Annotated in this window: 19 protein-coding genes; 12 read left to right on the top strand and 7 right to left on the bottom strand. The window is 64.8% G+C overall.

Features of this window, described 5'->3' with window-relative positions:
• Positions 1–4: 4 nt before the first annotated feature.
• The 4 genes from AC5Y5O_RS17940 to AC5Y5O_RS17925 are packed head-to-tail and all read right to left on the bottom strand — an operon-like array spanning position 5 to position 4,547.
• Positions 5–718 carry a serine hydrolase gene (locus tag AC5Y5O_RS17940; protein WP_500026291.1) on the bottom strand — a complete coding sequence of 238 codons (714 nt, stop codon included), beginning with the start codon at positions 716–718 and terminating at the stop codon, positions 5–7.
• A 4-nt stretch (positions 719–722) separates the two neighbouring features.
• Entirely contained in the window at positions 723–2,231 is a 1,509-nt protein-coding gene (fadD17, locus tag AC5Y5O_RS17935; RefSeq protein WP_096290260.1) for a long-chain-fatty-acid--CoA ligase FadD17, read from the bottom strand.
• Positions 2,232–2,235: 4 nt separating this feature from the next.
• A complete protein-coding gene (locus tag AC5Y5O_RS17930; RefSeq protein WP_096290259.1) occupies positions 2,236–3,333 on the bottom strand; it encodes an acyl-CoA dehydrogenase family protein in 1,098 nt (365 codons plus the stop codon).
• Between the two features lie 23 nt (positions 3,334–3,356).
• Positions 3,357–4,547, bottom strand: coding sequence for an acyl-CoA dehydrogenase (locus AC5Y5O_RS17925; protein ID WP_096290258.1), 1,191 nt, complete (start codon positions 4,545–4,547; stop codon positions 3,357–3,359).
• A gap of 191 nt (positions 4,548–4,738) precedes the next feature.
• On the opposite strand from AC5Y5O_RS17925, the gene AC5Y5O_RS17920 reads away from it, so the two are divergent.
• From AC5Y5O_RS17920 to AC5Y5O_RS17865, 12 genes are all read left to right on the top strand, one after another.
• Entirely contained in the window at positions 4,739–4,930 is a 192-nt protein-coding gene (locus AC5Y5O_RS17920) for a ferredoxin (protein WP_096291388.1), read from the top strand.
• Between the two features lie 35 nt (positions 4,931–4,965).
• On the top strand, positions 4,966–5,880 hold the full coding sequence (locus tag AC5Y5O_RS17915; protein ID WP_500026288.1) for a 3-oxoacyl-ACP reductase: 915 nt from the start codon (positions 4,966–4,968) through the stop codon (positions 5,878–5,880).
• Positions 5,881–6,117: 237 nt separating this feature from the next.
• The gene (locus AC5Y5O_RS17910) at positions 6,118–6,882 is read left to right on the top strand and encodes an MlaE family ABC transporter permease (protein ID WP_036471724.1); all 765 of its coding nucleotides are present in this window, start codon (positions 6,118–6,120) and stop codon (positions 6,880–6,882) included.
• A gap of 19 nt (positions 6,883–6,901) precedes the next feature.
• Complete coding sequence (locus AC5Y5O_RS17905) at positions 6,902–7,744, top strand: MlaE family ABC transporter permease (RefSeq protein ID WP_096290256.1); 843 nt, start codon at positions 6,902–6,904, stop codon at positions 7,742–7,744.
• Between the two features lie 17 nt (positions 7,745–7,761).
• Positions 7,762–8,964 (top strand): MCE family protein, encoded by a 1,203-nt coding sequence (locus AC5Y5O_RS17900; protein WP_500026284.1) that lies wholly within the window; start codon positions 7,762–7,764, stop codon positions 8,962–8,964.
• A complete protein-coding gene (locus AC5Y5O_RS17895; RefSeq protein ID WP_096290254.1) occupies positions 8,964–10,019 on the top strand; it encodes an MCE family protein in 1,056 nt (351 codons plus the stop codon). The genes AC5Y5O_RS17900 and AC5Y5O_RS17895 overlap by 1 nt, the downstream gene beginning before the upstream one ends.
• Positions 10,006–11,070: a virulence factor Mce family protein gene (locus AC5Y5O_RS17890; protein WP_096290253.1), complete on the top strand. Its 1,065-nt coding sequence runs from the start codon at positions 10,006–10,008 to the stop codon at positions 11,068–11,070. Before AC5Y5O_RS17895 ends, AC5Y5O_RS17890 begins: the two co-directional genes overlap by 14 nt.
• A 16-nt stretch (positions 11,071–11,086) precedes the next feature.
• Positions 11,087–12,520 carry a virulence factor Mce family protein gene (locus AC5Y5O_RS17885; RefSeq protein ID WP_096290252.1) on the top strand — a complete coding sequence of 478 codons (1,434 nt, stop codon included), beginning with the start codon at positions 11,087–11,089 and terminating at the stop codon, positions 12,518–12,520.
• Positions 12,517–13,674 (top strand): virulence factor Mce family protein, encoded by a 1,158-nt coding sequence (locus tag AC5Y5O_RS17880; RefSeq protein ID WP_500026279.1) that lies wholly within the window; start codon positions 12,517–12,519, stop codon positions 13,672–13,674. Before AC5Y5O_RS17885 ends, AC5Y5O_RS17880 begins: the two co-directional genes overlap by 4 nt.
• A gap of 10 nt (positions 13,675–13,684) precedes the next feature.
• Positions 13,685–15,373 carry a virulence factor Mce family protein gene (locus AC5Y5O_RS17875; RefSeq protein WP_096290250.1) on the top strand — a complete coding sequence of 563 codons (1,689 nt, stop codon included), beginning with the start codon at positions 13,685–13,687 and terminating at the stop codon, positions 15,371–15,373.
• Positions 15,374–16,087: an Rv1363c family protein gene (locus AC5Y5O_RS17870; protein WP_096290249.1), complete on the top strand. Its 714-nt coding sequence runs from the start codon at positions 15,374–15,376 to the stop codon at positions 16,085–16,087.
• Complete coding sequence (locus AC5Y5O_RS17865; protein ID WP_096290248.1) at positions 16,087–16,578, top strand: Rv1363c family protein; 492 nt, start codon at positions 16,087–16,089, stop codon at positions 16,576–16,578. The genes AC5Y5O_RS17870 and AC5Y5O_RS17865 overlap by 1 nt, the downstream gene beginning before the upstream one ends.
• Positions 16,579–16,588: 10 nt before the next feature.
• Here the strand turns inward: AC5Y5O_RS17865 and AC5Y5O_RS17860 are convergent, their stop codons facing one another.
• The 3 genes from AC5Y5O_RS17860 to AC5Y5O_RS17850 all read right to left on the bottom strand — a co-directional run bounded on the left by AC5Y5O_RS17860 (position 16,589) and on the right by AC5Y5O_RS17850 (position 18,892).
• The gene (locus AC5Y5O_RS17860; RefSeq protein WP_500026269.1) at positions 16,589–17,167 is read right to left on the bottom strand and encodes a hypothetical protein; all 579 of its coding nucleotides are present in this window, start codon (positions 17,165–17,167) and stop codon (positions 16,589–16,591) included.
• Between the two features lie 78 nt (positions 17,168–17,245).
• Positions 17,246–18,727, bottom strand: a complete 1,482-nt coding sequence (locus AC5Y5O_RS17855) for an alpha,alpha-trehalose-phosphate synthase (UDP-forming) (RefSeq protein ID WP_500026263.1) — start codon at positions 18,725–18,727, stop codon at positions 17,246–17,248.
• Positions 18,728–18,892 (bottom strand): hypothetical protein, encoded by a 165-nt coding sequence (locus AC5Y5O_RS17850; RefSeq protein WP_090607062.1) that lies wholly within the window; start codon positions 18,890–18,892, stop codon positions 18,728–18,730.
• Between the last annotated feature and the right edge of the window lie 485 nt (positions 18,893–19,377).

Raw genomic sequence — 19,377 nt, 5'->3', positions numbered from 1 at the left:
TCCGTCAATAACGGGCCAGCACGGGAAGCCGGCTGACGAGCCAGTCCGTCAACGTGTTGACGACCTCGACTCCGGTTTCAAATCCGCCATCGTGGACTTCGGCCGCCACTGCCACGCCCCATTCCCCCGAAGGCGTGGGCAGGATCCCGAATTGCCGTACCAGGTACTCGCCATCGGTGCCCGGGCCCCAACCACCTTTAGCCGCAGCACCATTGGCGGCCAGGCCCCATCGGTGGTCGGGCGTGAGGTCTCCCATCAGCTCGATCACATCCGCCGCGCCCGGTACCGACGGCAACTCCGCGGCAAATCGCGCCTGCCGCTGCAGCGTCCACTGCGTCTGGCCGAATGCGGTGTAGCCGCGTCGAAGTCGCCGCGATTCGACCACCGTCGCGGTGTCGCCACCTTCGGCGACGACGCCCTGTACCTTGCGGGCCGCGTCCACCGGTTCGCCCAGCAGCGACCACAACTGTTCGGATGCGCGATTGTCGGATTCGGTGATGGCCTTGACCGCCGGCTCGCGGGCGTTGAGCCAATCGCTGCGCAACGCCGCGATCGCCAACGGCACTTTGATCGTCGACCTGGCGACGCCCGACCACCACCTGCCCAGTGAATAAGTCCGGTCCGGACGCGCGATCGCCACACCGATGTTGGCCGGTACCGCGTCGGAGAGCTGTTCAAAACTCGCTTCCAGCGCGAGTTCCAGAGGCCGGGACGTCATAGGGCTATCGGGGTATCGGCCATACCCGATCATGACAGTCGACACCTTCGGCCGCCAACTGGCGTTTGAGCACCTTGAAAGTCACCGTCCGCGGCAGCTCCGCGCTGATCCGGACGTACGACGGCCATTGTTTGGGCCCCAGATCGGGCTGCTCGGCCAGGAACGCCCGAAACTTCTCGGCGTCGAACTCGCTGCCCGGTGCCATCACCAAAGCGGCCATCACCTGGTCACCGACCACCGGGTCGGGGATCGCATAGACGGCGACCTCGGCCGCGTCGGGGTATCGCGACAGAACCCGTTCGATCGGTGCCGCACCGAGGTTCTCGCCGTCGACCCGCATCCAATCACCAAGGCGCCCAGCGAAGTACGCGAATCCGTCCTCGTCGCGATAGGCGAGGTCACCACTGTGATAGATGCCGCCGGCCATTCGCTCGGCCTCGGCGGCAGCGTCATTGTAGTAACCCTCGAAACGGCCCGGCCCGCTGGTGTTCACCAACTCGCCGACGACTCCGGCCGGGCAGGACTTGCCGGTCTCGGGGTCGACGATGTCCAGCCCCTCGGTCAGCGGTCCCAAGGCGCCCGGCGGCGTGTCGGGTGTGCGGGCGATCGCGACTCCACCTTCGGTCGAGCCGAACCCGTCCTGCACCTTGCAGCCGAATCTGCGTGCGAATCGTTCGATGTCGGTGGGCACGCCCTCGTTGCCGTACACCACCCGCAGCGGATTGTCCGCGTCGTCGGGTTGCTCCGGCTGGGCCAGCACATAGGACAGCGGCTTACCGACGTAGTTGGCGTAGGTCGCCCCGTAGCGGCGGACGTCGACCATAAAGTTCGATGCAGAGAACTTGCGCCGCAACGCCATTGAGCCCCGGCACGCCGCAGCCACCGCCCAGCCGACCAGAACCGCGTTGGAATGGAACAACGGCATCGACACATAGCAGACGTCGACACGGCCGAGGTCGAACCGTTGTGTCATTGTCGTTCCGGCGATCGCGACCTTGCCATGGCTGCACTTCACCGCCTTGGGCTCCCCGCTGGTGCCCGAGGTGAAGATCAGCATGAAGAGGTCTTCGGCCGACGCTGACTGGAAACTCAACTCGGCATCACGATGTGCGTCGACTTCGGCCACCCACTGCGCCGAATCGACGTTCAGGTGATCGATGTCATCCAGTGTCGCAGCGGATTTCGAGTCGGCGAGGACCAGCTGGCAGTCGGCCCGGCTGATATCGCGGGCCAGTGCCTCGCCGCGGCGCACCGAGTTGAGTCCGACCGGCACGATCCCCGACGTGCCGGCCGCCGTCAACATCGCCGAGAAGAACGGCGTGTTCTCCAGCAGTACGCCGACGTGCGGCGGCCGGTTGGGGTCGAGCCGCTCGCGCAGCGTCGCCGCGATCGCGGCACCGTGTCGCAGATGATCGCGCCAGCTGGTGAACGACTCCTCGAAGTAGATCCCCCGGTCGTCGATCTCAGCCAGCGGCTCCAGCAGCTTGGTGACCGTCGGGTCGGCCGGAATCACGAAGCTAGGCAGGAGTTTCCGCCAGCTCGCGACCGATGCGGCGCAGCTGCCCGGTGGCACCGCCCAACGCGAACTCCGCCTCTTTGGCGGCCAGGAAGTAGCGGTGTGCGGGGTGATCGGTGTCGACGCCCACGCCACCGTGCACGTGCACGATGGTGTGCGCGACGCGGTGTCCGGCGTCGGCGGCCCAGAACGCGGCGCTGGCCACGTCGATCTCGGCGGGGATGTCCTCGGAGACCTTCCACGCCGCCTGGGTGAGCGTCAGCCGCAGCCCCTTGACGTCGATGTAACCGTCGGCCAGTCGTTGTGACACCGCTTGGAAGCTGCCGATCGGACGGTCGAATTGCTCGCGCTCGCGGGCGTATTCGGCCGTCATCTGCAAACCGCGATCGAGCACCCCGAGCTGATAGGCGCTGCGGCCCAGGGTCCCCAGCGTGCCGAGCCAGGCGACGACTTCGCTTCCGCCGACCTTGCGGGCCTCGTCCACCGCTACGCCGTCCAGCGCGAGATGCCCGACACTGTTCTTCCCGGTGGTCGCCAGCGTGGTCACCTTGACGCCCTCGTCTTCGGCGCTGACCAGGAAAACGGCTGTGCCGGAATCGGTTTCGGCCGGAACAAGGAAGGCATCCGCAACGGGGCCGAAGAAGACCTGGGTGCGCGTCCCGGTCAGCTGGTAACCGTCACCGGCGCGGGTGGCCCGCACGGGGCCCTCACCCATCTCGCCGTCCAGGGCGGGCGTCAGGATCTTCTCTCCCTTGACGGCGGGTACTCCCCAGGTCTGCTGCAGATCCTCGGAGCCGAAGCGTGCCAGCACTCCGGCGCCCAGCATCACCGATTCCAGGTACGGCACGGCGGCCAACTGGCGACCGAGGGCAACCAGGATCGCGACCTGTTCGAGCGCACCGAAACCGTCGCCGCCCAGCGCCGACGCCGACGCACTGGTGAGAATGTCGGCCTCGATCAGCTTCTGCCACAGGCCGCGGTCGAACCGTTGATCGAGCCCGTCGAGCTCGCGCTGATGCTCCGGTGTGCACACCGAGTCCACGATCGTGTCGACCAGGCCGCCGAGGTCAGTCGCCGCTTCGGTTGTCGTGAAATCCATTCCGATGCCGTCCTTGTCGATGCTTAGCGGTTTCGAGGCAGCCCGAGGGCGACCATGCCGATGATGTCGCGCTGCACCTCGTTGGTGCCGCCGCCGAAGGTGAGGATCAGGCATGCGCGGTGCATCCGCTCGACCCGGCCGCGCAACAGCGCACCCGGCGAGTCCTGGCGCACCGTCGCCGCGGTGCCCAGCACCTCCATCAGCAGCCGGTAGGCCTCGGTGGCCAGCTCGGTGCCGTACACCTTCGCCGCCGACGCGTCCGCGGGGCCCAGGTCGTGCCCCTGCGCCCCCCCTGCTTCAGAGGCCAGTTCCCAGTTGATCAACTTGAGCACCTCGGCCTTGGCGTGCACTCGCGCCAGGTTCAGCTGGACCCACTCGGAGTCGATCAGCCTGGCCCCGCCGTCGTCCTTGGTGTTTTGCGCCCATTCGCGAACCTCGCGCAGGGCCAGGAAGATCGGTTGCGGCGAGACCAGGGCGACTCGCTCGTGGTTGAGCTGGTTGGTCACCAGCTTCCAGCCGCCGTTCTCCTCGCCGATCAGGTTGGTCACCGGGACGCGCACGTCCGAGTAATAGGTGGCGCTGGTGTCCACCCCGGCCATCGTGTGCACGGGAGTCCAGGAGAAGCCCTCGGCGGTCGTCGGCACCGCCAGCATCGAAATGCCGCGGTGCTTCTTGGCTTCGGGGTTGGTGCGCACCGCCAGCCAGACCCAGTCGGCGTAGGCGATCAGGCTGGTCCACATCTTTTGGCCGTTGATCACGTAGTCGTCGCCGTCGCGGACCGCCGTGGTGCGCAGGTTCGCCAGGTCGGTGCCGGCGCCGGGCTCGGAGTAACCGATCGAGAAGTGCAGTTCTCCGGCGGCGATCTTGGGCAGGAAGAATTTCTTCTGCTCTTCGGTGCCGAACGCCATGATCGTGGGTGCCACGCTGTTGATCGTCAGGAACGGCACCGGCACGCCGGCGATCGCGGCTTCGTCGGTGAAGATCAGCGAGTCCATCGGGGACCGGTCCTGGCCGCCGTACTCCTTGGGCCAGTTCAGGGTGAGCCACCCATCCTTGCCCATCTGCGCAACGGTGTCGCGATACGCGTTGCCCGTTCCGACCTCGCCCTGGGTCGAGTGCAGCGCCTCGCGGCGTTCCGGCGTCATGAGCGCGGTGAAGTACGACCGCAGCTCGCGACGCAGCTCCTCCTGTTCAGGGGTGTAACTGATGCGCATTCCAGCCGTCCTTTTGGTTGAACGTGACAAGCGGCTACTCGACCAACGGCGACCCGTTCGTCTTCCCGGTTGTAACACGTTCTAGTCTGGGAATCCAGCGACCGTTTCCTCAGACGCACGTGAGCCCTATGGTGGAGCTACATTCTGATGGGACACAGGACGAGATCCGGGCCAGCTTCAAGGAGGATGCCGTGCGGGTGATCGTGGATCGTGACCGGTGCGAGGGCAACGCGGTGTGCTTGGGAATCGCACCAGATGTCTTCGACCTCGATGATGAGGACTACGCCGTCGTAAAGCTCGATCCGATTCCGTCCGACCAAGAAAATCTCGCCGAGCAGGCGATCGCCGAGTGCCCGCGCGCGGCGTTGCTGCGCGAAGACTAGCGGCGAGAGACCCCGAAACTAGAGGTATTCATAAATTGACTAGCAGCACGAACGCGACCGATCTATCCGGGAAGGTCGCGGTGGTGACCGGTGCGGCCGCGGGACTCGGGCGCGCCGAAGCGCTTGGTCTGGCCCGCCTCGGCGCCACCGTCGTCGTCAACGACATCGCCGCCGCCCTGGATGCCTCGGACGTGATCGACGAGATCGGCGCCGCCGGTTCCAAGGCCGTCGCGGTGACCGGTGACATCAGCCAGCGCTCGACGGCCGACGAGCTGGTGTCGTGCGCCGACGGCCTGGGCGGACTCGACATCGTGGTCAACAATGCCGGCATCACCCGCGACCGGATGCTGTTCAACATGTCCGACGAGGAATGGGACCAGGTCATCGCGGTGCACCTGCGTGGGCACTTCCTGCTCACCCGCAACGCCGCGACCTACTGGCGCAGCCGGGCCAAGGACGCCGGCGGATCGATCTTCGGCCGGATCGTCAACACCGCCTCCGAGGCCGGACTGGTGGGTCCGGTCGGGCAAGCCAACTACGGCGCCGCCAAGGCCGGCATCATCTCGCTCACCCTGACCGCGGCCCGGGCGCTGGGCCGTTACGGGGTGTGTGCCAACGCGATCTGCCCACGCGCGCGCACCGCGATGACGGCGGACGTGTTCGGCAGCGCACCGGATATAGAGGACGGCGGCGTCGACCCGCTGTCGCCCGATCACGTGGTGAACCTGGTGCAGTTCCTAGCGTCTCCCGCGGCCGCCGAGGTTAACGGTCAGGTGTTCATCGTTTATGGACCTCAAGTGACATTGGTCTCAGCTCCGACGGCGGAGCACCGATTCATCGCGGACGGCGCCGCGTGGGACTCGGACTACCTCAGCAGCACTTTGCGCGACTACTTTGCTGGTCGGGATCCAGAACGTAACTTTGCCGCGACCGCATTAATGGAACAATAGCGACGCGAAGCTGTTTCTCCGGGCGAAATCAGCTAGTAGAACGTGTGTCAGATTGGCACTGACTTAAGGCCGCTGACCAGGACAAATTAGCGGTTTAGACAGAGATAACCTGTTCATTGACACCGTGAACTTTCTCTGAGTTAATATGATCCGGCTCACACGGAGCCGGCTGCGAGTAAAGACAACGCAAAGGCGAAGCACAGGCTTCGCCGTGAGCAGCAAAGGGGGGCTACCGGGTTGATCGAACAGCTTGCGGTTCCCGCCCGTGCTGTCGGCGGGTTTTTCGAGATGATGATCGATACGGCCCGTGCCTCTTTCCGACGACCGTTTCAAGGCCGCGAGTTTCTGGATCAGACGTGGATGATCGCGCGGGTGTCGTTGGTCCCGACTCTGTTGGTCTCGATCCCGTTCACGGTCCTGGTCGCATTCACCCTCAATATCCTGCTTCGCGAGATCGGCGCGGCCGATTTGTCCGGCGCCGGAACGGCGTTCGGCACCATCACCCAGTTGGGCCCGGTGGTGACCGTGCTCGTTGTCGCCGGGGCGGGCGCCACCGCGATCTGTGCCGACCTCGGTGCCCGCACCATCCGCGAAGAAATCGACGCGATGCGGGTGCTCGGCATCGACCCGATCCACCGGCTGGTGGTGCCCCGCGTTCTGGCTTCTACCGTTGTCGCACTGTTGCTTAACGGTTTGGTGTGCGCGATCGGCTTGTCCGGTGGGTACGTTTTCTCCGTGTTTCTCCAGGGGGTGAATCCAGGCGCGTTCATCAACGGGTTGACCGTGTTGACCGGTCTGCGCGAGTTGGTGCTCGCCGAAGTCAAGGCGCTGTTGTTCGGTGTGATGGCCGGTCTGGTCGGCTGCTACCGCGGCCTCACCGTCAAGGGTGGGCCGAAGGGCGTCGGCAACGCGGTCAACGAAACCGTCGTCTACGCGTTCATCTGTCTGTTCGTCATCAACGTCGTGATGACGGCCATCGGCGTGCGGTTCTCGACCAAATGACGAGGCGAGTGATCACGCGATGAGTTACGACGTCACTTACCGGTTCCGCCGCGTGTTCTCCCGGCTGCAGGGGCCGGTCGACGACTTCGGCGAGCAGGCGCTCTTCTACGGCCAAACCGTGCGCTACGTCCCCAACGCGCTGACCCGGTACCGCAAGGAGACGATCCGGCTGGTCGCGGAGATGACCCTGGGGGCCGGCGCGCTGGTGATGATCGGCGGCACGGTCGGCGTCGCGGCGTTCCTGACGCTGGCCTCCGGAGGGGTCATCGCCGTCCAGGGTTACTCGTCGCTGGGCAACATCGGTATCGAGGCATTGACCGGCTTCCTCTCGGCGTTCCTGAACGTGCGCGTGGTCGCACCGGTCATTGCCGGCATCGCGCTGGCCGCCACGATTGGTGCCGGTGCCACCGCCCAACTGGGCGCGATGCGGGTCTCGGAGGAGATCGACGCCGTCGAATGCATGGCGGTGCACTCGGTGTCCTACCTGGTGTCGACGCGACTGATCGCCGGCCTGGTCGCGATCGTGCCGCTGTATTCGCTCTCGGTGCTCGCCGCGTTTTTCGCCGCCCGGTTCACCACGGTTTTCATCAACGGGCAGTCGGCGGGTCTCTACGACCACTACTTCAATACATTCCTCATCCCCTCGGACCTCCTTTGGTCGTTCCTGCAGGCCATCGTGATGTCCATTGCGGTGATGCTGGTCCATACCTATTACGGCTACAACGCCAGTGGCGGGCCGGTGGGAGTGGGCATCGCGGTCGGTCAGGCGGTGCGGACCTCGCTGATCGTCGTTGTCGTCATTACTTTGTTCATCTCGCTGGCTGTTTACGGCGCGTCCGGTAACTTCAACCTCTCGGGGTAAGGGGACCGCTTAAACACATGTCGGATACCGGATCGCGACGCACACATGTTCGGCTGGCAGCGGCGCTGCTGGCCAGTTTGTTGGTGGCGTTTTCGGTGCTGACGTACCTCTCGTACACAGCGGCTTTCGCCTCCGTCGACACGGTCACCGTCGCGGCGCCACGTGCTGGTCTGGTGATGGACAAGGGCGCCAAGGTCAAGTACCGCGGCATCCAGATCGGCAAGGTCACCGACATCAGCTACGGGGGTGAGCAGGCACGCCTGACGCTGGCGATCAACAGCGACGACCTGCATTTCATCCCCTCCAACGCGCCGGTGCATATCGCGGGTAATACGATCTTCGGCGCCAAGTCGGTGGAATTCGTGCCGCCCCAGGCTCCTTCGCCGACATCGCTGCGTCCCAACGCACACGTCGAGGCCTCCGCGGTGCAACTGGAAGTCAACACGCTGTTTCAGTCGCTGATGGATCTGCTGCACAAGGTCGACCCGGTTGAATTGAACGGGACGCTCAGCGCTTTCGCCGAAGGTTTGCGCGGTCATGGTGACGACTTGGGTGCGCTGCTCTCGGGCGTGAATACCCTGGCACAGCAAACGAATCCGAAGTTGCCCGCGCTGCAGGAGGACTTCCGCAAGGCCGCGATCGTCACAGGTGTGTACGCCGACGCCGCCCCGGACCTGAACACGATCTTCGACAACCTGCCCACCATCAACAGGACCGTCGTCGACCAGCAGAAGAATCTCAACGACACCCTGCTGGCCACGATCGGCCTGTCCAACAACGCTTACGAGACGTTGCAGCCGGCCGAGAAGGACCTGATCGACACGATCAACAGGCTGCGGGCCCCACTCAAGGTGGCCTCGGACTACTCGCCCGAATTCGGTTGCCTGTTCGCGGGTATCGATCGGGGGCTCAAGGAGTTCGGCCCAATTCTGGGTGTCCGCAAGGCGGGCCTGTTCACCTCGTCGAGCTTCGTCCTGGGCGCGCCGGCTTACACGTACCCGGAGTCCCTGCCGATCGTCAACGCTTCGGGCGGACCCAACTGCCGTGGGCTGCCTGACATTCCGAACAAGCAGAACGGCGGATCGTGGTATCGGGCGCCGTTCCTGGTCACCGATAACGCCAACATCCCGTACGAGCCGTTCACCGAACTGCAGTTCGACGCGCCCTCGACGCTGCAGTTCTTGTTCCACGGCTCGTTCGCCGAACGGGACGACTTCTGATGGCGGGGTCGGAAATGCCATCGCACCGGTCGATGGTGATCAAGGTCAGCATTTTCACGGTAGCGATGCTGCTGGTCGCCGCGGGTTTGGTGGTGGTCTTCGGCGACTTCCGGTTCGGCAACGAAAGCAGCTATCACGCAACGTTTATCGACGCGTCTCGACTGAAGGCCGGCCAAAAGGTTCGCATTTCCGGTGTACCCGTCGGTTCGGTGAACGGCGTCAAACTCAACCCGGACAACACCGTCGACGTGGCATTCGGCATCGACAGCCGCTACACGCTGTACTCGTCCACGCGCGCGGTGATCCGCTACGAAAACCTGGTCGGTGACCGTTTCCTCGAGATCACGTCGGGTCCGGGGGAGCTGCGCAAGCTGGCGCCGGGCGGCACGATCAACGCCCAACACACCCAGCCCGCACTGGATTTGGATGCGCTGCTGGGTGGACTGCGGCCGCTGCTCAAGGGTTTGGACGCCGACAAGGTCAACACGATCAGCGGCGCCGTCATCGAGTTGTTGCAGGGCCAGGGCGGGGCGTTGTCGAACGTGCTGGCCGACACCAGTGCTTTCTCGACGGCGCTGGGCCAGCGCGACCAACTCATCGGCGACACGATCACCAATCTGAACCAGGTGCTGGGCACCATCGATCAAAAGAGCGCGCAATTCTCGACCAGCGTCGACCAGCTGCAGCAATTGATCAGTGGGCTGGCCAAGAACAAGGACTCGATCGCCGGAGCCATTCCGCCGCTCGCGTCGACGACGACGGATCTCACTGAGCTGCTGAAGAATTCACGTCGGCCGCTGCAAGGCATCCTGGAAAACACCCGGCCGTTGGCCACCGAGATCGACAACCGCAAGGCCGAGGTCGACAACGACGTCGAGCAACTGGGCGAGGACTATCTGCGCCTGGCCGCACTCGGTGCCTATGGCTCGTTCTTCAACATCTACTTCTGCTCCGTGACGATCAAAATCAACGGACCGGCCGGTAGCGACATCCGCCTGCCCCTGGGTGGCCAGGTGGATCCCAGTCAAGGAAGGTGCGCATTTGTCAAGCAATGACAAGCGTGAACGTGATCCGTTGCGCACCGGGGTCTTCGGCGTGGTGCTGGTCCTGTGCGTGGTGTTGCTCGCGTTCGGTTACTCCAACTTGCCATTCTGGCCGCAGGGCCGGGTCTACGACGCCTATTTCAGTGACGCCGGCGGTATCTCGCCCGGCAACTCCGTGTACGTGTCGGGCTTCAAGGTGGGCAAGGTGCAGGCGGTCGGTCTGGCCGGCGACAGTGCGAAGGTGACGTTCTCCGTCGATCGCCACGTCGCGGTCGGTGACCAGTCACTGGCCGCGATCCGCACCGACACCATCCTGGGTGAGCGCTCCATTGCGGTGACTCCTGCCGGTCACGGCAAGGCCACCACGATTCCGCTGAGCCGCACGACGACGCCGTACACGCTGGCCGGTGCCCTCGAGGATCTGGGTCAAAATGCCAACAACCTGAACAAGCCGCAGTTCGAACAGGCGTTGAACGTTCTCACCGACACGCTGCACGGCGCCACCCCGGAACTGCGCGGCGCGCTGGACGGGGTGACCTCGTTGTCCCGCACCCTGAATCGCCGAGACGAGGCGCTGCAAAGCCTGCTTGCACATGCGAAGTCGGTGACAGCGGTGTTGTCCGACCGGGCCAATCAGGTCAACAAATTGGTCGACGACGGCAACGAGTTGTTCGCCGCGCTCGACGAGCGCCGCGCCGCCCTGGGGCAATTGATCTCGGGCATCAACGACGTCTCGGTCCAGATTTCCGGCTTCGTCGCCGACAACCGCAAGGAGTTCGGCCCCGCCCTGAGCAAGCTCAACGACGTGCTGAGCAACCTCAACGAGCGCCGCGACTACATCACCGAGGCCCTCAAGCGGTTGCCCACGTACGCCACCGAGCTCGGCGAGGTGGTCGGGTCCGGGCCCGGATTCAACGTCAACGTCTACGGCGTCATTCCGGCACCGCTGCTGGCCACGATGTTTGACTTCTTCTACCAGCCGGGCAAGCTGCCGGCCAGCCTCTCCGACTACCTGCGCGGGTTGATCCAGGAACGCTGGACCATCCGCCCGAAGTCGCCATGATGCCGGGATTGTCCTCATGAGGAGGATCGCCGGCAGCCGCGGGCTGCGCTACACCACCATCATCGCGCTGGTCGCGGTGCTGGTGGGTGGCGTGTATGTGCTTACCGCGAAGGCGAATAAACGCACCATCACCGGATACTTCACGTCCGCGGTCGGGTTGTATCCCGGAGATCAGGTACGGGTGCTCGGTGTGCCGATCGGCACGATCGACTCCATCGAGCCGCGGCCGTCGGACGTCAAAATCACGATGTCGGTGCCCAAGGACGTGAAGATCCCCAAGGACGCCAAGGCCGTCATCATGTCGCCGAATCTGGTGGCGGCCAGGTTCATTCAGCTCGCGCCGGCCTACACCGGTGGGGCGGTGCTACCCGACGGCGCCAGCATCGATCTGTCCCGCACCGCGGTTCCGGTGGAATGGGACGAGGTCAAAGAAGCCCTGACCCAATTGGCAGTCTCGTTGGGACCGACCGCCGGCTCGATGCAGGGGCCGTTGGGCGCGGCGATCAACCAGGCCGCGGACACGTTCGACGGCAAGGGCCAATCGTTCCACAGTGCGCTGCAGGAGCTTTCGCAAGTGGCTGGGCGACTGGGGGATTCGCGCAGTGACATCTTCGGCACGATCAAGAACCTGCAGGTGCTGGTCAACGCGCTGTCGGCGAGTAACGACCAGATCGTGCAGTTCGCCGGAAACGTCGCGTCGGTATCGCAGGTGCTCGCCGACAGCTCACGCCATCTGGACAACACGCTGGGCAACCTCAACCAGGCACTCACGGACATCCGCGGGTTCCTGCACCAGAACAACTCGACGCTGATCGATACGGTCAACCAGCTCAACGACTTCAGCAAGACATTGAGCGATCAGAGCGACAACATCGAACAGGTGCTGCACGTCGCCGGCCCCGGTATCGCCAACTTCTACAACATCTATGACCCGGCCCAGGGCACGCTGAACGGCCTGTTGTCGATTCCCGAGTTCGCCAACCCGGTGCAGTTCATCTGCGGTGGCTCCTTCGAGACGGCCGCCGGCCCGCGCGCACCCGACTATTACCGGCGTGCCGAGCTGTGCCGCGAACGGCTGGGACCGGTGCTGCGCCGGCTGGCGGTCAATTACCCGCCGGTCATGTTCCACCCGCTCAACACGATCACCGCGTACAAGGGTCAGATCATCTACGACACCCCGGCCACGGAAGCCAAGGCGCAGACCCCGATTCCGCAGCTGACCTGGATACCGGCTCAAGGTGTTCCGCCGCCGGCCGTCCAGAATCCGGCCGACTTGCAGGCCCTGCTGGTGCCGACCGCCCCGCAGGCTGGACCGGCGCCGGGTCCGGCCGGCGCGCCCTCGCCCGCTCCTGCTCCCGGTCCCGGCCCGGGATCCGCGTTCGGCCCCCTGCCGGGTCCTGCGCCGGGCCCCGCCGCAGGACTGCAAAATGCTCCGGGCGGCGGCGGATGAGACGAATCATGTTGCGCGGCAGCGCATTAGCGGCGGGCAGCGTATTGCTCGCCGGCTGCCAGTTCGGCGGGCTGAACTCGCTGTCGATGCCGGGCACCGCCGGTCACGGCAGCGGCGCATTCTCGATCACAGTCGAAATGCCCGACGTCGCGACGTTGCCGCAGAACTCACCGGTGATGGTCGACGACGTCACGGTCGGCAGTGTGGCCGGTATCGCTGCCGAGCAGCGCTCCGACGGATCCTTTTATGCCGCAGTAAAATTGGCGCTGGACAAGAATGTCGTGTTGCCGGCGAACTCCACCGCCACCGTCGCGCAGACCTCGTTGCTGGGTTCGCTGCACATCGATCTGGCGGCGCCCAAGGGCAAGCCGGCGACCGGCCGCCTCGTCGACGGGTCCAAGATCTCGGAGTCCAACACCGGCCGATTCCCGACCACCGAGGAGGTCTTCTCGGCCCTTGGCGTCGTGGTCAACAAGGGCAATCTCGGTGCGCTGGAAGAGATCACCGATGAGACGTACCAGGCGGTGGCGGGACGGCAGAACCAGTTCGTCGACCTGGTACCCAGGCTGGCTGAATTGACGTCGGGACTCAACCGGCAGGTGGGTGACATCATCGATGCGGTCGACGGTTTGAACCGGTTTTCCGCGACGCTCGCGCGCGACAAGGACAATCTGGCCCGGGCGCTGGACACCCTGCCCGAGGCGCTGAAGGTGCTCAACAAGAATCGCGAACACATTGTCGACGCGTTCGCTTCGCTGAAGAAGTTGGCGACGGTCACCTCACACGTATTGTCGAAGACGAAGACCGACTTCGCCGAAGATCTCAAAGACCTGTATTCGGTCGTCAAGGCGCTCAACGACAACCGGAAGAACCTCGTCACGTCGCTGCAGATATTGCTGACGTTCCCCTTCCCCAACTACGGCATCAAGCAAGCCGTCCGTGGCGACTACCTCAACGTGTTCACCACGTTCGACCTGACTTTGCGCCGACTCGGTGAGACGTTCTTCACCACGTCGTATGCGCTCGACCCGAACATGATGCACATGAGCGAGATCCTCAACCCGCCCGACTTCTTGACCGGCGAACTGGCAAACCTGTCCGGACAGGCGGCCGACCCGTTCAAGATTCCGCCCGGCACGGCTTCGGGACAGTAAGGGCGGCACGATGATTGACAAACTCACCAGGATTCAGCTCTGGGTATTCGCGGTGATCACCGCGGTCACGCTGACCATCATGGCGATCTTCTACCTGCGCTTGCCCGCGACGTTCGGCATCGGGACCTATGTTGCCAATGCCGACTTCGTCGCCGGCGGCGGTCTGTACAAGAATGCCAACGTCACCTATCGCGGCGTCGCCGTCGGCAGGGTGGAGTCGGTGGCACTGAACCCAAGTGGCGTCACCGCCGAGATGCGGCTGAACAGCGGCACTCCCATTCCGTCGAACGTCATCGCCACCGTGAAGAGCGTGTCGGCCGTCGGTGAGCAGTACATCGACCTGGTGCCACCCAAGGATCCGGCATCGAGCAAGTTGCACAACGGTTCTCGCATCGACCGGGCGAACACCCGGATCGGTCAGGACGTCGCCGATCTGTTGAAGCGAGCCGAGACGCTGGTCAACAGCCTGAGTGACACCCGGCTAAAAGAGCTGCTGCACGAGACGTTCCAGGCGGCCAACGGTTCGGGTCCAGAGCTGGCCCGGTTGCTGGAATCGGCCCGGTTGCTGGTGGACGAGGCCAACGCCGACTATCCGCAAGTCTCACAGCTGATCGATCAGGCGGGTCCGTTCCTGCAATCCCAGATCCGTGCCGGCGCTGACATCAAGTCGCTGGCAGATGGGTTGGCGCGGTTCACTTCCGAGGTGCGACGGGCCGACCCTCAGCTCCGTTCGACGTTGGCCACCGCGCCGGGCGCCGCCGACGAGGCAAGCACCGCGTTCTCCGGCATCCGCCCCAGTTTCCCGGCGCTGGCCGCCAACCTTGCGAACCTGGGCCGGGTCGGCGTGATCTACCACAAGTCGATCGAGCAGCTGTTGGTGGTATTGCCGGCGCTGTTCGCCGCGATCATCACGATGGCGGGCGGCCCGCCCCTCGACGAGGGCGGCAAGTTGGACTTCAAGCTCGACCTCAACGACCCGCCGCCGTGCGCTGTCGGGTTCTTGCCGCCGCCGTTGATGCGCACCCCTGCCGACGAGACGGTGCGCGAACTCCCAAGGGATATGTACTGCAAGGTCGCGCAGAACGACCCCAGCACCGTGCGTGGCGCGCGCAACTATCCATGCCAGGAGTTCCCCGGCAAGCGTGCCCCGACGATTCAGCTGTGTCGTGACCCGAAGGGCTACGTCCCGATTGGGCGTAACCCGTGGCGCGGTCCGCCGGTGCCGTACAACACGCCGCAGACAAATGGGCTGAACACGTTGCCGCCCAACAAGTTCCCCTACATTCCGCCGGAAGCGGAGCCGGACCCGGGTACGCCCATCGTCGGTCCACCCCCGCCGGGTGTGGTGCCGGGGCCGGGGCCGCTGCCCAACCACCAGCCCGCCTTCGATCCCCCGCCGCCCAACGACAGGCCGCCGCCGCCGGGCAACCCGTCGTGGATGCCGCCCGGCGTCCCCCCGGTGCCGCCGCTGCTCCCGTATCCGAAGTGGCTGCCGCCTCCATCACCCCCGCAGGCCATGGGTCCGCCGGTTGCGCCGAGTCTGCCGTCACAGGCCGGCGGCCCCGCGTACACCACCTATGACGAGTCCACCGGCGCGTTCAGGGACCCGGCAGGAGGCACTGGTATCTTCGCGGCCGGCGCGAACACGTCGAGCGCCGAGAATTGGGTGGACCTCATGCTTGATCCAAGGCCGATGTAAGTGGCCTCTGCAACAGGGGGCGAACAATCCACGACGCCACCGCGTACTCGTCGCCGGGCATCGCGCGCGGCCGGTCCGGCGAAGAGCGAGTCGAGCATCGCGACCGAGATTGCGCTCGAGGCTCCCGCCGCACCGAAGAAGCAACCGGTCAAACGCGCCAAGACCCTCAAGGCGCTCAAGCCGCCACCGCGGCGGCGGCCGAATGGTCGCATGGTTGGCTGGATTTCGTTCGCGGCCGCATTGTTGGCGCTTGGCGGGCTGGCGGCGGGCCTGACCGCCCTGGTTATTTCGCAGCGTCACGCCGAAGCCGCGCAGGCCCGTGATCAGCGTTTCGTCGACACCGCCACGCAGACGGTGCAAAACATGTTCAGTTACAAGCAGGACAACATCGACGAGAGCGTGAACCGTTTCTACAACGGCACCAGCGGACCGCTGCGCGGCATGCTGGGCGCCAATAACAACATCGAAAACCTCAAGGCGCTTTTCCGTTCCACCAACGCGACGTCGGAGGCAGTGATCAACGGCGCGGCTCTGGAAGGCATTGACACGGTTACGGATAACGCCTCGGTGCTGGTGTCGGTCCGGGTAACGGTGGCCGACATCGACGGCGTGCACAAGCCATCCATGCCCTACCGACTGCGAGTCGTCGTGCACGAGGACGAGCAGGGGCACATGACGGGTTACGACCTGAAGTACCCCGACGGGGGCAACTGATGCGTTGGCGGCGTTGGCTGATCGCCACCGCGGGATACCTCGCGGTCGTGGGCGTGGTCGGGTTGTCCGCTGCGGCCGGCTGGTTCTACTGGGAACGGGTGGAGATCCGTGGCGAGCAGGCGGCGCGAGCGGTGTTACCGCAGCTGGCCGCCAAAGAGGTGCCCGCCGTGTTCGCTTATGACTACCAGACCGTCGAACGCAGTCTCGCCGAGGCGTATCCGATGCTGACGCCCGACTATCGCCAGGAATTCCAGAAGAGTGCCAACGCGCAGATCATCCCCGAGGCCAAGAAGCGCGAGGTGGTCGTACAGGCCAATGTTGTTGGCGTTGGGGTCATGTCGGCGAAGCGGGATTCGGCTTCAGTGATGGTGTACATGAACCGCACCGTGACCGACAAGACGCGGCAGCCGCTTTACGACGGCAGCCGACTGCGGGTGGACTTCAAGAGGATCGGCAACAAATGGCTGATCAACTACATCACGCCGATCTAAGCCGATCCGCTCAGAAGCACATCGCAAATTCGTTGCAGTGCATGGGGTAACGCTGGATCGGGCTGGGCGGTGGCCCGGTCATCTGCAGCGAGAACGGCGTCTTCTTCATCGCCGGTTCCATGCCACAGACGGCACCGTGCATCGTGGTATGGGTGCCGCTCATAGATTCGTCGCTGAAGGCCCAGGTTTCGGTGGACGGTGCGGTGCCGCCGCCCGGACAGGACACTCCGTCTGCCTTGTCGACGCCGAAAGTCCACAGCATGCTGGACATCCGGGCCCGGCCGCTGAAGTTCTGCAGTTTGTCGGCAGCGCTGATCTTCTCGTCGGTGGCGCTCACGACGTTCAGCGCGCATTGCATCGCGAAAATGATCGGGTCGGAATAGTCGTTCATATTCCGGGTTCCGGAGGGCTGATCGCAGATCGCGGTGATGGTCCAGGTAACGCCCGATACGCCGGCCTCATTGTAGCTGTACTTGCCGTCCGCCGGTGGGCCGAGAGCGTGTGCCGGGTTACCGGATTCCAGCGCGATTCCGATTGCCACTGCTGAGAAGACGCCGGCTCCTGCGGCCAGCGCGCGACGCATCTTCACAGTGCCCTCCCTTCCGGCTTTCCCAATACGCTGCATCGAGTAAAACAGCGTTTCGGCACCAGCACCATGGGTCCGGCGCTATTTCGTAATCGGGGGACGCGCCTCGGCGAGCGCATCGAGAAATGATCGTGCCCAACGGTCCACGTCATGAGCAAGCACCTGGCGCCGCAACGATCGCATCCGCCGGCGGCCCTCGTCGGCCGGCTGGTTCAGCGCCGCCTCGATCGCGTCCTTGACGCCCTCGAGGTCGTGCGGGTTGACCAGGTAGGCCTGTCGCAATTCAGCTGCAGCGCCGGTGAATTCGGACAGAACCAGCGCACCGCCGAGATCGCTGCGGCAGGCGACGTACTCCTTGGCCACCAGGTTCATGCCGTCCCGCAGCGGAGTGACCAGCATGACGTCGCTGGCCACGAAGAACGCGATGAGCTCGTCACGGGGAACCGAGCGATGGATGTAATGGACCACCGGATGCCCGACTTCGGCGTATTCGCCGTTGATGTGGCCGACTTGGCGTTCGATGTCGTTGCGCAGAATCTGGTAGCTCTCCACGCGTTCGCGGCTTGGTGTGGCCAGCTGGACCAGCACCGTGTCGTCACGCTTGATGCGTCCCTCGGCGAGCAACTCCGAAAAGGCCTTCAGCCGGACGTCGATGCCCTTGGTGTAGTCGAGCCGGTCGACCCCGAGCAGGATCTTGCGCGGGTTTCCCAGCTCCGCGCGAATCTCCTTGGCGTGGCGCCGGATGTCGCGGTGCCGGGCTACCTGGTCAAGAGCGCCGGAGTCGATGGAGATGGGGAAGGCGCCCACCCGGACGGTGCGGGATTCCAGCTGCACTTCGCCGAACCGCGACCGCACCCCGACGGCGCCCCGCGAGGTGTTGGCACCGACCAGTTGCCGGGACAAAAACAGGAAATTCTGGGCGCCACCGACCAGATGAAATCCGACCAGGTCGGCCCCCAGCAAGCCCTCGATGATCTCGGTGCGCCACGGCATCTGCATGAACAGCTCGACCGGTGGGAACGGGATGTGCAGGAAGAAGCCGATGGTCAGATCCGGGCGCAGGGTGCGCAGCATCTTGGGGACCAGCTGCAGTTGGTAGTCCTGAACCCAGACCGTCGCGCCCTTCGCGGCGGCGCGGGAGGTGGCTTCGGCGAAGCGCTCGTTGACCTCGACGTAGCGGTCCCACCATTCGCGGTGGTAGATCGGCTTGACGATGACGTCGTGGTACAGCGGCCACAGCGTCGCGTTGGAGAACCCCTCGTAGTACTGGGCGACGTCGTCGGAGGACAGACGTACCGGGTGCAGCTGCAGCTCGTCTTGCGCTACCGGCTCATCGTCGACGTCGACTTCGTCGTCGACGACGCCGGGCCACCCGACCCACGCCCCGCTGCGCTTGCGCAGTAGCGGCTCCAAGGCCGTCACCAGGCCGCCGGGGCTGCGTTTCCAACTTGTGGTGCCGTCAGGGAGCCGTTCCAAATCGACCGGCAGCCGATTAGCGACCACCACAAAGTCGGAATTCCCGAACTCTGAGGTCGTCGAGCGCTGGCTTCCCCGGGGAGCCATTTATGCGTCGAGTTTCGCCGGTCCAATACCGAGCATGGACAAGAAAACGCGGCACTCGTCAGCGTCGTTCGCGTATGCGGCGACGACTCGCCTGGCCTGGTTAGCGGTGCTGTCGGCCAGCGGCTCGACATCGCCGATTTCGCCAGGGTCAGATTTCGTAGGCATGAGACAACTCTATGCGACGCCGATATCGGCCTGCAGGAGTCCGGTGCGGCGAGGGAGCCCGGCCGACCGCGGGACCGGATTTGCTCGTGCCGCGCACCGGGTCGAAACCCGGGCGCAGTCATTTGTTCATGCAAAGAACTGGAATCGTTAACAAGTACCGAATCTTCGTCTTGGTGAGATGCGGTCGCGGGCGCCGCGCCGGAGGGCAACGCAAAGCGCCGGAGTTAAATCCGAAGATTCGCATTCGCCGGCTTCCGGGTGACGATTCCGCGGGGCGTCCTGGCGAACGTTCGCGGCGGCTCAGGCACCGGGCATCCGGCGGGATCCACCCCGGTCCCAATTGCCGGCCGGGTGACGCCGCGAGGTGCACCGACGCCAGCACGATCACGGTTGCGACGTGGAAAGACGTGGCTTGAGGGTAGTGCCGGGGGCTCGTTTCGCGATAGCCTGCGCAGGGCCGCACCTGTCTGTCTACTGACTGATGT

It is taken from the genome of Mycobacterium sp. NGS40, from assembly GCF_059812735.1.
This window is presented reverse-complemented; position numbering and strand designations above follow the sequence as displayed.

Bases quoted from the DNA above. Each gene is read 5' to 3' on its own strand.
- AC5Y5O_RS17940 (WP_500026291.1), bottom strand. From the start codon at position 718: ATGACGTCCCGGCCTCTGGAACTCGCGCTGGAAGCGAGTTTTGAACAG.
- AC5Y5O_RS17930 (WP_096290259.1), bottom strand. From the start codon at position 3,333: ATGGATTTCACGACAACCGAAGCGGCGACTGACCTCGGCGGCCTGGTC.
- AC5Y5O_RS17925 (WP_096290258.1), bottom strand. From the start codon at position 4,547: ATGCGCATCAGTTACACCCCTGAACAGGAGGAGCTGCGTCGCGAGCTG.
- AC5Y5O_RS17905 (WP_096290256.1), top strand. From the start codon at position 6,902: ATGAGTTACGACGTCACTTACCGGTTCCGCCGCGTGTTCTCCCGGCTG.
- AC5Y5O_RS17900 (WP_500026284.1), top strand. From the start codon at position 7,762: ATGTCGGATACCGGATCGCGACGCACACATGTTCGGCTGGCAGCGGCG.
- AC5Y5O_RS17895 (WP_096290254.1), top strand. From the start codon at position 8,964: ATGGCGGGGTCGGAAATGCCATCGCACCGGTCGATGGTGATCAAGGTC.
- AC5Y5O_RS17885 (WP_096290252.1), top strand. From the start codon at position 11,087: ATGAGGAGGATCGCCGGCAGCCGCGGGCTGCGCTACACCACCATCATC.
- AC5Y5O_RS17880 (WP_500026279.1), top strand. From the start codon at position 12,517: ATGAGACGAATCATGTTGCGCGGCAGCGCATTAGCGGCGGGCAGCGTA.
- AC5Y5O_RS17875 (WP_096290250.1), top strand. From the start codon at position 13,685: ATGATTGACAAACTCACCAGGATTCAGCTCTGGGTATTCGCGGTGATC.
- AC5Y5O_RS17865 (WP_096290248.1), top strand. From the start codon at position 16,087: ATGCGTTGGCGGCGTTGGCTGATCGCCACCGCGGGATACCTCGCGGTC.
- AC5Y5O_RS17855 (WP_500026263.1), bottom strand. From the start codon at position 18,727: ATGGCTCCCCGGGGAAGCCAGCGCTCGACGACCTCAGAGTTCGGGAAT.
- AC5Y5O_RS17850 (WP_090607062.1), bottom strand. From the start codon at position 18,892: ATGCCTACGAAATCTGACCCTGGCGAAATCGGCGATGTCGAGCCGCTG.